This window comes from Agrobacterium sp. MS2 (assembly GCF_003261015.1).
GTDB classification, from domain to species: domain Bacteria; phylum Pseudomonadota; class Alphaproteobacteria; order Rhizobiales; family Rhizobiaceae; genus Agrobacterium; species Agrobacterium pusense.
Window position 1 is genome coordinate 274,632 of record NZ_QLNF01000056.1, and the last position, 12,908, is coordinate 287,539.

11 protein-coding genes are annotated in these 12,908 nt (G+C 59.0%); 9 read left to right on the forward strand and 2 right to left on the reverse strand.

What is annotated here, in order from left to right; translation table 11 throughout:
* Nucleotides 1-72: 72 nt before the first annotated feature.
* Nucleotides 73-972, reverse strand: a complete 900-nt coding sequence (locus DOU54_RS16590; RefSeq protein ID WP_113731665.1) for a LysR family transcriptional regulator — start codon at nt 970-972, stop codon at nt 73-75.
* Nucleotides 973-1,371: 399 nt separating this feature from the next.
* On the opposite strand from DOU54_RS16590, the gene DOU54_RS16595 reads away from it, so the two are divergent.
* The 3 genes from DOU54_RS16595 to DOU54_RS16600 are packed head-to-tail and all read left to right on the forward strand — an operon-like array spanning nt 1,372 to nt 5,509.
* Nucleotides 1,372-3,801 carry a glucose/quinate/shikimate family membrane-bound PQQ-dependent dehydrogenase gene (locus DOU54_RS16595; protein ID WP_113731666.1) on the forward strand — a complete coding sequence of 810 codons (2,430 nt, stop codon included), beginning with the start codon at nt 1,372-1,374 and terminating at the stop codon, nt 3,799-3,801.
* 56 nt (nt 3,802-3,857) lie between these two features.
* Entirely contained in the window at nt 3,858-4,082 is a 225-nt protein-coding gene (locus DOU54_RS27180) for a hypothetical protein (protein WP_146617379.1), read from the forward strand.
* Entirely contained in the window at nt 4,079-5,509 is a 1,431-nt protein-coding gene (locus DOU54_RS16600; protein WP_044459816.1) for a mannose-1-phosphate guanylyltransferase/mannose-6-phosphate isomerase, read from the forward strand. Before DOU54_RS27180 ends, DOU54_RS16600 begins: the two co-directional genes overlap by 4 nt.
* A 58-nt stretch (nt 5,510-5,567) precedes the next feature.
* Here DOU54_RS16600 and DOU54_RS16605 read toward each other — a convergent pair whose 3' ends face one another.
* Entirely contained in the window at nt 5,568-6,290 is a 723-nt protein-coding gene (locus tag DOU54_RS16605) for a CPBP family glutamic-type intramembrane protease (RefSeq protein ID WP_113731667.1), read from the reverse strand.
* A 222-nt stretch (nt 6,291-6,512) separates the two neighbouring features.
* Between DOU54_RS16605 and DOU54_RS16610 the strand changes: the two genes are divergently transcribed.
* From DOU54_RS16610 to DOU54_RS16635, 6 genes are all read left to right on the forward strand, one after another.
* On the forward strand, nt 6,513-7,745 hold the full coding sequence (locus DOU54_RS16610; protein WP_034498262.1) for an ABC transporter substrate-binding protein: 1,233 nt from the start codon (nt 6,513-6,515) through the stop codon (nt 7,743-7,745).
* A 141-nt stretch (nt 7,746-7,886) separates the two neighbouring features.
* Entirely contained in the window at nt 7,887-8,789 is a 903-nt protein-coding gene (locus DOU54_RS16615; RefSeq protein WP_113731668.1) for a carbohydrate ABC transporter permease, read from the forward strand.
* A complete protein-coding gene (locus DOU54_RS16620; RefSeq protein WP_004438490.1) occupies nt 8,782-9,723 on the forward strand; it encodes a carbohydrate ABC transporter permease in 942 nt (313 codons plus the stop codon). The genes DOU54_RS16615 and DOU54_RS16620 overlap by 8 nt, the downstream gene beginning before the upstream one ends.
* Before the next feature lie 5 nt (nt 9,724-9,728).
* A complete protein-coding gene (locus DOU54_RS16625; protein WP_111813377.1) occupies nt 9,729-10,817 on the forward strand; it encodes an ABC transporter ATP-binding protein in 1,089 nt (362 codons plus the stop codon).
* Between the two features lie 55 nt (nt 10,818-10,872).
* Nucleotides 10,873-11,637 (forward strand): sugar phosphate isomerase/epimerase family protein, encoded by a 765-nt coding sequence (locus DOU54_RS16630; protein ID WP_035211069.1) that lies wholly within the window; start codon nt 10,873-10,875, stop codon nt 11,635-11,637.
* A gap of 23 nt (nt 11,638-11,660) precedes the next feature.
* Nucleotides 11,661-12,794 carry a Gfo/Idh/MocA family protein gene (locus DOU54_RS16635; RefSeq protein WP_113731669.1) on the forward strand — a complete coding sequence of 378 codons (1,134 nt, stop codon included), beginning with the start codon at nt 11,661-11,663 and terminating at the stop codon, nt 12,792-12,794.
* Nucleotides 12,795-12,908: the final 114 nt, after the last annotated feature.

The window sequence follows — 12,908 nt, forward strand, 5'->3', positions numbered from 1 at the left end:
TGTTCAGTGCAGCAAATTTAAGCGGGATGAAATTTGCGGCCGATTCAATCGATTAATTCCGCATCCTGCTTGTCAAAGGCTCGCTCTGTAGGCTCGGCGGGCCATATTCACGAAGGCTTCGACATGCAGGGCAAGCGCGCCGCGCCTGACGAGCAGTACGCAGTCGGACCATGCCTCCGCGCTATCGAGTGACACGGCGGCAGTGCCCCTTGCGGAAAGCACCGTGCTTTCCGGCAGGATGGAAATGCCTGCACCGGCCTCCACGAGCGCGAGAATCGTATTGACGTTGGCGATGCGCATGCCGACTTGCGGCGTGCAGCCGGCATCTTCGAAAAGCGAAAGCGCGCTGCTGCTGAGGCCGAGGCCAATCTCGTCAACCGGCAGCAGCAGTTTTTCGTGCAGGATATCGCTGACGGAAACCTGCGGGCGCTTGGCGAGTACGTGACGTTCCGGCAAAGCGACGCAAAGCCTAGAGCGGTCGAACGGCATGGTTCGCAAGGTCTGCGGCAGCGTGGGAAGAGGCGCGCGGATGAAGGCAACGTCGGTCTCGCGGGTCGTCACCTGCTCGATCAGCTGTTCCATTGTCATGCCGGGCAACAGTTCAAGCGTCACGTCTGGGTGCTCGTCACCATAGCGGGTAATGAGCGCGGGTAGTTTACGCTCGGCCATAACACTGGTGCCGTAACCGATGCGCAGCGTGCCAAGCTGGCCGCGGCGGATCTGCTGCGCCCTTTCCAGCGCACTTTTGGTGCGTGCAAGTATTTCTTCCGCGTCGATGAGCATGGACTGACCGGCCGGGGTAAGTTCCACACCGCGATTGATGCGGTGAAAGAGCTTGAAGCCCAGATTTTCCTCCAGCTGTCGAATGCGCTGGGTGACGGCGGGCTGGGCAATGCCGAGCTGCAGGGCGGCGGCACGAAAGTTCCTCGCCCTTGCCGCTTCCACGAATATCGTGAGTTGACGAATATCCATCGGGAGATTTCTTTGTTTTGTCAGGTGTGATGTGATATAAGCATAGCTTATCGAAATTGCCCAGCTTGCGCATTGTCATCTTGTCGCAGGCGACGTTATACCGCAGCCAGTGTTTCGATCGTCTTTGCCGCTTTGCAGGCTTTGATGGGAGAAACCGGGGAGGATTTGTTCAAGCATCTTGCCCGCCGTCCATGGGGCCGGCGGTTACCTGCAGTGAATGGGTCACGCATGACAGTCACGACGGAAGTCTTCCCCACCATTGTTCCCCGTTCAGCCGCGCCGCCATCGGCGCATTTTCGCCTGGCCATTGCGGCAGCAGGCTGTCCCGGCTTCGCCGGACGCTGAACAATCACCGGGCTTCAGCCTTTTGGGGCGGCTCTTCTAACCGGACATTCTTTCATGGGTAATCCAGCAACTTCTTTATCGCTCCCAGCCAGATTGTGGCTGTTGGTGCTCGGCGCTGTCATCGTTGCCGCAGGCCTGTTCTTCGCCATTGGCGGCGGCCAGCTTGTGGCCCTCGGCGGCAGCCTCTATTTCGTCACGGCGGGCATCGCGCTCATCGTCTCGGGCCTGCTCATCCTGCTGCGCAAGCCTGCCGGTGCGGTTCTCTTCGGCCTTGTCTTCGTCCTCACCGGCATCTGGGCGATGTGGGAAGCCGGATTGCATTTCTGGCCGCTCATTTCACGCCTTCTGGCGATGGGCGTCGGCGCCATTGTCGTTGCGCTCTCCTATCCTCTCTTGCGTCGCGCGGCCGGCAAGGCTCCGGCATACGGCGCCTCTTTCGCCCTTGCCGCCATTCTCGCCATCGCCACCGGCGCGGGTTTTGCCGGCATGTTCGTGCCGCACCCCACCGTCGCCTTCAATGGTGAACCGGCAGCCCTGACGCCTGTCACACCGGAAACGGAGCAGAAGAACTGGGAACATTACGGCAATACATCCGGCGGCAGCCGCTTTGTCGCTCTCGATGAAATCACGCGCGACAACGTCAAGAACCTCGAAGTCGCCTGGACCTACCACACCGGCGATACCCCGATCAGCCCCGGCGCGAATGGTGCGGAAGATCAGGAAACGCCGCTGCAGGTTGGCGACACCGTGTTCCTGTGCACGCCGCATAACAATGTCATCGCTCTTGATGCAGATACCGGCGCAGAAAAGTGGAAGACGGAAATCAACGCGAAATCTTCCGTCTGGATGCGTTGCCGCGGTCTTGCCTATTTCGACGCCAAGGCGCCGCTGAAGCAGCCGACCGCACCGGGCTCCACGCCGGTTACCCCGGCTGTGGTGGCCGAGGGCGCGCTTTGCCAGCGTCGCATTCTGATGAACACCATCAATGCGGAACTGATAGCGCTCGATGCCGACACCGGCGCGTTTTGCCCTGATTTCGGCACCAACGGCCGCGTCGACCTGAAGATCGGTCTCGGCGATGCGCCGGACCCGCAATATGTGTTGACCTCCGCACCTACGCTTGCCGGCACGACTGTCGTTGTCGGCGGCCGTATCGCCGACAACGTTCAGGTCGATATGCCCGGCGGTGTGATGCGCGGTTTCGATGTGGTGACGGGCGCGCTTCGCTGGGCCTTCGACCCTGGCAACCCTGATATCACCGGACTTCCGCCCGAGGGACAGACCTACACGCGTTCCACACCCAACGTCTGGGCGTCCATGTCCTATGATCCGGAGCTGAACACCGTCTTCATGCCGGTCGGCAGCCCTTCGGTGGACTTGTACGGCGCAACTCGCACACCGCTCGACCATAAATATGGTGCTTCGATGCTGGCGCTCGATGCCACCACCGGTCGCGAAAAATGGGTCTACCAGACGGTTCATAACGACCTCTGGGACTTCGACGTGCCGATGCAGCCGAGCTTCGTCGATTTCCCGAAAGCGGATGGAACCACTGTTCCGGCACTGGTTTTCGGCACCAAGGCGGCGCAGATCTATGTTCTCGACCGGGCGACAGGCCAGCCGCTGACCAAGGTTGAAGAAGTTCCGGTCAAGCCCGCCAATATTCCGAACGAGCGCTACGCGCCGACACAGCCACGCTCGGTCGGCATGCCGCAGATCGGTGCGCAGACCCTGACGGAAGCGGACATGTGGGGCGCGACCCCGTTTGACCAGCTTCTTTGCCGCATTGCCTTCAAGGGCATGCGTTATGAGGGCCTCTATACGGCGCCGGGCACGGACCTCTCCCTATCGTTCCCGGGCTCGCTCGGCGGCATGAACTGGGGCGGTCTTTCGACGGACCCGACCACGAACACGATCTTCGTCAACGACATGCGCCTCGGTCTCTGGATCCAGATGCAGGAAGCGGCACCGACCAAGGCTGTCGCGAGTGGCGGCGAAAGCGTCAACACCGGCATGGGCGTCGTTCCCATGAAGGGCACGCCCTATGCGGTGAACAAGAACCGTTTCCTGTCGGCTCTCGGTATACCCTGCCAGGCCCCGCCCTATGGCACGATGACCGCTATCGACATGAAGACCCAGAAGATCAAGTGGCAGGTGCCCGTGGGCACTGTCGAGGATACCGGTCCGCTCGGCATCAAGATGGGCCTTCCGATCCCGATCGGCATGCCCACGCTCGGCGGCACGTTGGCCACTCAGGGCGGTCTCGTCTTCATCGCCGGCACGCAGGATTATTATCTGCGCGCTTTCGATACGGCGACCGGCAAGGAAGTCTGGAAGGCCCGCCTTCCGGTCGGCAGCCAGGGCGGCCCGATGAGCTACAAGTCTCCGAAGACCGGCAAGCAATATATCGTCATCTCAGCTGGCGGCGCACGCCAGTCTCCTGACCGTGGCGACTATGTCATCGCCTATGCATTGCCGGGCTGACGCTTGCGTCACGCCTCACTTGAAGCCGGCCCCGGGAGCAATCCCGGGGTTTTTATTTGCTCTGCATCGATCCGCGTGAAGAAATCAAGCGGAACCTCACCTGTCGCGTGGCGTTAGGAAAGCGTGCCGGGGCAGACACCCAGCTGTTCACCAAGCTTTCACAAGGGGGATTTATGAGCTTGCGCTTGTTCGCCCATGAACCGATGATGGCGGTATTGGGAAATATGTATATTGTCCGGCGCGCCGGGAAATTTTTTGACGTTGGAAAGGTTTTATTGTGAAGGAACAATCTCGAAAGATCACGCCGGTTCTTCTGGCCGGTGGTGCTGGCTCCAGGCTATGGCCGGTCTCGCGCGATCAGTTGCCCAAGCAGTTTCAGCCGCTGGTCGGCAATCTTTCGACCTATCAGCAGACCCTGCAGCGGGTGGGTGACGAAACGCTTTATTCCGAGCCACTTGTCATCACCAACGAGGATTTCCGTTTTTTTGCCCGCCGTCAGGCGGAGGAGATCGATCTGCCGGCCACCGTGGTGCTTGAGCCCGCCCGCCGCGACAGCGCAGCCGCCATGGCCGCCGCCGCCGTGCTGGCCGAGCGTCGCGAGCCCGGATGCCTGGTTCTGGCGCTTGCTGCCGACCATGTGGTGCTCGATGCCGACAAGTTTTCCGATGCCGTGAAACTGGGCGCCAAAGCCGCCGATCAGGGCAATATCGTCGTCTTCGGCCTGGTGCCGACGGAGCCGCGCACCTCCTATGGTTACATCAAGCCGGGCGAGGCGATTGATGGTGAAAAGGATCTGAGCAAGGTCGAGGCCTTCGTGGAGAAGCCTGACATGAAGACGGCGATCTCCTATCTCGAAAAAGGCTATCTCTGGAATTCCGGAAACTTCCTGTTCCGCTCCGACGTGATGATTGCAGAACTGGAGGCCTTTGCGCCGGAAATTCTGGCCGCGGTAACGCAGTCCGTCGAGCAATATGAAAGTGACCTCGGCTTCGTGCGTCTGCATCAGGAAAGCTTCGAAGCCTCGCCCAAGAATTCCATCGACTATGCCGTGATTGAGAAGACCAGGCGCATGGCTGTCGTGCACGGCCATTTTCGCTGGTCGGATATCGGCAGCTGGGACGCGATCTGGGAGATCGCCGACAAACACAGCAATGACAATGCGCTGGAAGGTAACGGCGTCTTCATCGATTCCGAAGGCTGCCTCATCCATTCGACGCAATTGCTGACGACGGTGGTGGGCGCGAAGGACATGGTGGTGGTGGCCACGAAGGATGCGGTTCTGGTGGTGCCGAAGAACCGGGTGCAGGACGTGAAGGGTCTGGTGGAGACGCTGAAGGACGGCGAACATGCGCCTCAGACGCAGACCCACAAGCGCGTTTACAGGCCCTGGGGTTACATCGAGCACATGTATGTGGACGAGCGTTATCGGGTTGGTCATATCACCGTCGATCCTGGCCACCGCATCTCGTTCCAGAAACACTATCACCGCTCGGAACACTGGATCATCGTCAAGGGAACGGCCACCGTGACGATTGGTGACGAGACCCGGCTGCTGACGGAAAACCAGTCGGTCTATATCCCGATCGGCCAGCCGCACCGTCTTGCCAATGAGGGGCAGATCCCGCTCGAACTGGTCGAAATCCAGACCGGAGCCTATATTGGTGAGGACGATGTCATCCGCATCGAGGACGATTACAAGAGGCAATAGGCGTTACCTACGCCAAGAGAATAAGCAAAGCGGACGTCTGCCCGCTTCGCCTTTTGGTTCAGGCCGCCAGTGCATTTATACAATGGGCAAAGCCATGAGAGAGAATTGCCGCCTCCAGTCCCCGGCGCCAAAATAGCCATCCGAAGATGAGTCCGGGAATAAAATTCCCGGTCAGCACTGCAAGCACGAGTGCCGGCCGGGGCTGCGCGGCAATGGTAAACAGAAACGGCAGATGAGCAGCGGCGAACAGAGCGGCAGCGATCACGATGGCAGCGCACATTATGAACGCTCGAACCTGCCCGCCTCCTGTAGAGCGCCAGAGAATCCACGCGAAAAACGACATCATGCCCCATCGCGTCAATAGCTCTTCGGTGACGCCGCCATAGAGAAGCCGGGTGGCGAGGGGAATGTCAAATCTGGTCATATTTGCCATGGTTGCTGCATCTGTGACCAAGGGCAGGATCGCTGACGAATAGACGATCATCACAATGGCAACGGCAACACCCGCAGCAAGTGCAGGAGGCACTTGTTTTCGCAGTACCGCACGCGGATCGCCGCCCGTCAGCCAGCTATCGATCAAAGGCGCATGGAGTCCGATTTTTGCGGCAAGGGCTTGGCCGGTGGCGACCGAGGCGACGGTCAGGACTGCTGGTTGGAGGAGTATCAACAGGCGCATCGCCATTGAAACCTGCTGCCCCGGTATGAGCTGCTCAAACGCGGCGAGTAAAAGCGATGCGACACCGATCAATCCCATGATCAGGAGAATATGCCAGCGTTTCATTGTCTCTTGCACCTGTTTCCTTGCTGCGCAGGGTTTTTAAACCAGTGGCATTGCGTGTGGATTACGGCGCGCAAGCCCCTCTACGGTCCGCCTGTCAGGCGAATTTTGCCATCCTTCGAGACGCCGCTGAATGCAGTAACGAGATTCGTATTTTAGGCGGTTGCCTAATCAAAAATCTTCGCATACGTTCCAACTGCAACGTTTCAGTGAGGGAGGAGACTCATGCGAATGCGTGTTATTTCTGCGGCTTTTCTGGCCAGCGTGATGATTCCGGCGGGCTTTGCCGGGGCCACTGATCTCGAGGTGACCCATTGGTGGACATCGGGCGGCGAAGCCGCAGCGGTGGCCGAACTGGCCAAGGCTTTCGACGCGACCGGCAATAAATGGGTGGACGGCGCGATTGCCGGTTCGGGCGGCACGGCCCGGCCGATCATGATCAGCCGCATCACCGGCGGCGATCCGATGGGCGCCACCCAGTTCAACCACGGCCGGCAGGCGGAAGAACTGGTGCAGGCCGGACTGATGCGGGACCTGTCCGACGTTGCCGAAAAGGGTAAGTGGAAAGAGGTCATCAAGCCGGCGAGCCTGCTCGACAGCTGCACCATCGACGGCAAGATCTATTGCGCGCCGGTCAATATCCATTCGTGGCAATGGCTGTGGCTTTCCAATGCGGCTTTCAAGAAAGCGGGCGTCGAAGTTCCGAAGAACTGGACGGAATTTGTCGCGGCAGCGCCGGCGCTGAAAAAGGCCGGTATCCAGCCGCTCGCGCTTGGCGGCCAAGCATGGCAGGCGAACGGCCTGTTCGACACGCTGACGCTTTCGATCGGCGGCAAGGACCTTTATCAGAAGGTCTATGGCGACAAGGATGCCGAAGCGGCGGCAGGTCCTGAAATGGCAAAGATTTTCGCAGCTGCCGTCGAGGCGCGCGACATGGCCAAGGGCACCAATGTTCAGGACTGGAACCAGGCCACCAACATGGTCATCACCGGCAAGGCCGGCGGCCAGATCATGGGCGACTGGGCCCAGGGTGAATTCCAGCTCGCCAACCAGAAAGCCGGCACTGATTATTCCTGCCTTCCTGGCCTTGGCCTGAGTGAATACCTGACCACGGGTGGCGACGCCTTTTATTTCCCCGTTTTGAAGGACGAGGCGAAAACCAAGGCGCAGGATGTTCTTGCCGCGACCATCGTTGATCCGAAAACGCAGGTTGCCTTCAACCTGAAGAAAGGCTCGCTGCCGATCCGCGGCGACGTCGACCTGAATGCAGCCAATGACTGCATGAAAAAGGGCCTGGCAATTCTGGCCAAGGGCAATGCGCTGACCAGCACCGACCAGCTGATTTCCGCCGATACGCAGAAACAGAAGGAAGATCTGATGGCGGAATTCTTCGCGGGCTCGATGTCGGCGGAAGACGGCCAGAAGCGTTTCGCGGACATTATCGGTTCGGCTGACTGATCGTAATCTCTTCGGATCGGGAGCGGTTCGCCGCTCCCCTTCCAACGTCCGGGCTATGCCAGGACAACAGGCAATGGCCGGAGTTTCTCGCGGCGAGCCCCGTGCTCGGCCGTTGACTGTAACGTTACAGGAGGAGGTAACATGGCAGGTCAAGCGCGCTCACGGCGGCCCAACCAGCTTTTCCGCAATCTCAATTCGAAGATTGCCTCCATTCCGATGATACTGACGGCCGTGGTGATCTTTCTTGGCGGCACGGTCTGGACGGTGGTTTATTCCTTCACCAATTCCAAGCTTCTGCCGCGGGCGAACTTCATCGGTTTCGATCAATATGAGCGGCTGTGGGCCGCGCCGCGCTGGATCGTCTCAATCCAGAATCTGGCGATTTACGGCATCCTGTCGCTAATTTTCAGCCTTGTCATCGGCTTCGTGCTGGCGGCGTTGATGGATCAGAAAATACGTTTTGAAAACGCGTTCCGCACCATCTTCCTGTATCCTTTCGCTTTGTCCTTCATCGTTACCGGCCTCGTCTGGCAGTGGCTGCTGAACCCGGAATTTGGCATCCAGTCCGTTGCCCGTTCGTTTGGCTGGGAAAGCTTCACGTTCGACCCGCTCTACAATTCCGAGATCGTTATCTATGGCATTCTGATCGCGGCGCTCTGGCAGGGCACGGGGCTCGTCATGTGCCTGATGCTGGCCGGTCTTCGTGGCATTGATGAAGACATCTGGAAGGCGACGCGCGTTGACGGCATTCCGATGTGGAAAACCTACACCCTCATCATCATACCGATGATGCGTCCCGTCTTCATCACCACGCTCGTCATCATCGCCAGCGGCATCGTCAAGGTCTACGACCTCGTGGTGGCGCAGACAAGCGGCGGGCCGGGCATCGCGTCCGAGGTCCCGGCAAAATATGTCTATGACTACATGTTCCAGGCGCAGAATCTGGGGCAGGGCTTTGCCGCCTCTACTATGATGCTCCTGACGGTTGCGATCATCATCATTCCATGGGCCTACCTTGAATTCGGAGGCAAGAAACGTGGCTAATCTCAGCACATTGAACACGGTTGTTGCCGCCAACGATGCGGTTTCCAATGAGCTCTCCGGCCCGCGCGGCAAGAAGCCAAGGAAAACCTTTTCCCGCCGCAACATCATTCTCTACGGCACATTGTTCGTGGCTGCTGCCTATTACCTGCTGCCGCTATACGTGATGGTCGTTACCTCGCTGAAGGGCATGCCGGAAATCCGGCTAGGCAACATTTTCGCACCGCCGGTGGAGATTACCTTCGAGCCTTGGGTCAAGGCTTGGGCGAATGCCTGTACAGGGCTGAATTGCGACGGGCTTTCGCGGGGCTTCTGGAACTCCGTACGCATCCTCGTGCCGTCGGTCGTCATTTCCATCATCGTCGCCTCCGTCAGTGGCTATGCCATGGCGAACTGGAAGTTCAAGGGATCGGAGTTGTTCTTCTCCATCCTCATCATCGGCGCCTTCATTCCCTATCAGGTGATGATTTATCCGATCGTTATCGTGCTTCGCGAACTGGGCATTTACGGCACACTGAGCGGCCTCGTCATCGTTCACACCATCTTCGGCATGCCGATCCTGACGCTGCTTTTCCGCAACTATTTCGCCTCGCTGCCGGAGGAACTCTTCAAGGCGGCGCGGATCGATGGTGCCAATTTCTGGCAGATTTATTTCCGCATCATGCTGCCCATGTCACTGCCGATCTTCGTGGTGGCGATGATCCTGCAGGTGACCGGCATCTGGAACGACTTCCTGTTCGGCGTGGTGTTCACGCGGCCGGAATATTACCCGATGACGGTGCAGCTCAATAACATCGTCAACTCCGTGCAGGGCGTGAAGGAATACAACGTCAACATGGCCGCAACCCTTTTGACCGGGGCCGTGCCGCTGATCGTCTATTTCCTCTCCGGCAGGCTTTTCGTCCGCGGCATTGCTGCAGGCGCAGTAAAAGGTTGAGCTATATGAACAAAAGCGTTTCCATCCGCGATCTTTCGCTGTCCTTCGGCGCCGTTACCGTGCTGAAAGACCTCAATCTCGATATTTACGACGGCGAATTTCTCGTGCTGCTCGGCTCTTCCGGCTGCGGCAAGTCGACCCTTCTCAACTGCATCGCCGGGCTTCTGGAGCCGACCGACGGACAGATATACATCAAGGACCGTAACGTTACCTGGGAAGAACCGAAGGATCGTGGCATCGGCATGGTGTTTCAGTCCTACGCGCTCTATCCGCAAATGACGGTGGAAAAGAACCTTTCCTTTGGCCTTCAGGTCGCCAAAGTGCCGAAAGAGGAGATTGACCGCCGCGTCAAAAGGGCAGCCGGCATCTTGCAGATCGAGCCGCTGCTGAAACGCAAGCCGGCCGAACTTTCCGGCGGTCAACGCCAGCGCGTGGCGATCGGCCGGGCACTGGTGCGGGATGTGGATGTCTTTCTGTTCGATGAACCGCTCTCCAACCTCGATGCCAAGCTGCGCTCGGAGCTTCGCGTCGAAATCAAGCGGCTGCACCAGTCGCTGAAGAACACCATGATCTATGTGACGCACGACCAGATCGAGGCGCTGACGCTGGCTGATCGCATCGCCATCATGAAAAGCGGCGTCATCCAGCAGCTGGCTGACCCTGTCACCATCTACAACAAGCCAAGGAACCTGTTCGTCGCAGGCTTCATCGGCTCGCCCTCGATGAATTTCCTGCGCGGCGAGCTGATCGAAAAAGACGGTAAGGTGGTCTTCACCACCAATGGCGTGACTTTCGCACTTGACGGTTATCATGCGGAAACGCCGCTTGTCGCCGGTCGCGCAGTGGTTCTGGGCGTTCGCCCCGAACATGTGCGCGTTGATGCCGATATCGTCGGCGGGGAGGTGCACGAGGCGATCGTCGATATCGAAGAGCCGATGGGCGCCGACAATCTGATCTGGCTTAAACATGCCGGGCATACCATGTCCGTGCGCGTTGGCGGCCACAGACGGTTTTCACCCGGCACCAAGGTGCGCCTTGGCCTCGACATGACCATGGCCTCGCTGTTCGACGCGCAAAGCGAGGAACGGCTCTAAAGGGCGCTGACCACTCCCACACATTCCCAAGAACCACATCTCTATGGAGGAGACAATGACAGAACTCGGTTTTCAGCTTTACAGCGCCCGTAATTTTCAACCTTTTTCCGATATTCTGAAGAAGCTCTCAGCGGCAGGTTACAAACATGTGGAAGGTTACGGCGCCATGTATGCTTCGCTGGATGAAGCCGGCCTGAAAGGTCTGCGTGCCGAACTGGACGCCAACGGCCTGACCATGCCCACCGGTCATTTCGGTCTCGATCTTCTTGAAGGCGATCCCAAAAAGGCGCTGAATATTGCCAGCGCTCTGGGTGTGGAAGCGATCTATTGCCCTTACCTGATGCCCGACCAGCGCCCTAACGATGCCGCCGGCTGGTTCGCCTTTGGCAAGCGCCTGCAGGAAGCCGGAAAGCCCTTCGTGGATGCCGGGCTGGTCTTCGGTTGGCATAACCACGACTTCGAGTTCAAGGCGCTTGCCGATGGCTCAACGCCGCAGGAGCAGATATTTGCCGGTGGCCCCGACCTGAAATGGGAGGCGGATATCGCCTGGATTATCAGGGGCAATGCCGATCCGCTCGCCTGGATCGAAAGCTACGGCAAGCGCATCAACGCCGTGCACGTGAAGGACATCGCGCCCGCAGGGGAGAATAAGGATGAAGATGGCTGGGCCGATGTCGGCCATGGCACCGTCGACTGGAAGGGCCTCGTCGCGGCGCTGAAGGCGAAATCCGCCACGAAACATTTCGTGGTCGAACACGACAACCCGAAGGACATCGATCGACTGATTACCCGTTCTATCGCGTCGTTCAAAACCTATTAACTCTCAGATTTCGGAGTTTCATCATGGCCAGAGATCTTGGCGTCGGCATCATCGGATGCGGCAATATCTCGTCTGCTTATTTTTCGCTGGCACCGCTCTTCGAGGGCATCAAGGTGCTGGCCTGCGCCGATCTCAACCGCAATGCGGCGGAACTGAGGGCGGAAGAATTCGGTGTTGTCGCGCAGTCCATTGAGGAATTGCTCGCCAACCCGGAAATCGACGTGGTGGTAAACCTCACCATCCCTGCCGCGCACTTTCCGGTGTCAAAAGCAGCCCTTCAGGCGGGCAAGCACGTCTATTCGGAAAAGCCGCTGGTGCTTTCGCTGGAGGAAGGCGAGGAGCTACGGCGCATCGCTCGCGAGAAAAATCTCTCCGTCGGCTGCGCCCCGGATACTTTCCTCGGCGGTGCGCATCAGCTTGCCCGGCAATATATCGATGACGGCAAGGTCGGCCGCATCACGTCAGGTACATGCCACGTTATGAGCCCCGGCATGGAGATGTGGCACCCCAATCCGGGCTTCTTCTTCCTCAAGGGCGGCGGGCCGATCCTCGATCTCGGTCCTTATTACGTTGCCAACCTCATCAACCTCATCGGCCCGGTAAAGCGCGTCGGCGCGTTGACAAGCATGGCCAATCCGACCCGTACGGTGACCAGCCAGCCGCTGAACGGCGAGATCATCCCTGTCGAGACCCCGACAAATATCCATGCCCTGCTGGAATTCGTGAATGGTGCGACGATCACGCTTTCGGCGAGCTGGGATGTCTGGTCGCATCGTCATGCCAATATGGAACTCTATGGCACGGAAGGCTCGATCTACGTGCCGGATCCGAATTTCTTCGGCGGTGTTGTCGAAGCCAGCGGTCGCGACAAGAATATCCAGCCGCTGGAAGACTGGGCTCACCCCTTCGGCATCGCCAATCAGGAAAGCCCGAACGGCCCGCGTGCAAATTACCGCACGGCCGGTCTTGCCGATATGGCGATTGCCATTCTGGAGGGGCGCGACGCCCGCTGCTCGCTGGATCGTTCCCTGCACGGTATCGACGTGATGACGTCGATCCTGAAGTCCGGCGAAGAGGGCCGTTTCATCGAGATGACGACGACCTGCACGCAGCCGGCCGCGCTCGGCATTGAGGAGGCGCAGGCGTTGCTGCGCTGAGGACGGAAGATCATTCCTTGAAAAGCGGTGAAGGTAACTTTGCCGCTTTTCGTGATTTCAGCTAGGGCCTTCACAAATTCCCCGCTTTGCTTTAAAGCCGCCCCTGTAATCCGG